Source organism: Vibrio sp. D173a, from assembly GCF_030248475.1.
Genome location: NZ_JAHGAH010001526.1, coordinates 1 through 776, shown reverse-complemented (window position 1 = coordinate 776; position 776 = coordinate 1). Strand labels below are relative to the sequence as shown.

Annotated in this window: 2 pseudogenes; both read right to left on the bottom strand. The window is 50.4% G+C overall.

From position 1 onward, the window contains the following. Positions 1-309: pseudogene (locus KIV40_RS34500) on the bottom strand (type II secretion system F family protein); the annotation flags it as partial. 11 nt (positions 310-320) lie between these two features. After that, a pseudogene (locus tag KIV40_RS34495) lies at positions 321-776 on the bottom strand (MSHA biogenesis protein MshE); the annotation flags it as partial.

The following is a 776-nucleotide window of genomic DNA, read 5'->3' as shown; positions in this document are numbered from 1 at the left end:
TTTGAGCTGCTTATTCTCACAGTTCTGAGTCAGACCTTTCATTGATCGCAGCAGCGGTACACCGGCCTTCGTCAGGCTATATAGTTGACGACAGAACAGCACCAGCACTTCTAGCGGAACATTGGGTGAAAATAGGCTGGAGACGTCCATCTCCAATACCGACTCACCACTTTTGCCAAGCTTGATAGAGGTAGGAATAATTCCCTTGCCCATCAAACTCTCTGCAGCAAGCTCTTCACTGTTGGCTTCTAATTGCCCGGAAACCTGACGCCCGTCGGAACCGCGACCAACATAACGATAAGTTGGCATACTCTATACCTCTACAACAGAATCGGGTCAGTAGAGCCCGAAGCATCACCTTCACCAAGGTGCATGATCTCATCGAGGCTAACGACGCCCTTCAGCGCCAGTTCCATTGCTGACGCCAACAGAGGCTTCTAGTTTTCAGACTGTCTAGCGGTCTGAGCAAAACCTACAGCATCGTTGGCACGCAGCGCATCCATCATGTCTTGTTCAAGTTCTAGCATCTCGAACACACCAATTCGGCCGCGATAGCCAGTCAGGTTACAGTTTTGACAGCCACGCCCTTTAACAAACGATGCCGATACTTGATTTGGAAAACGCTCGCTCAGCCACTGTTTACGTGATTCGTCGAGTTCATCTTCAACGGTACAATCTGTACAGACTTTACGTACCAATCGCTGTGCGACCACGGCCCTTACAGCACTGGCTACAAGGTACCCGGGAGCACCCATATCCATCATACGCAGTACGCT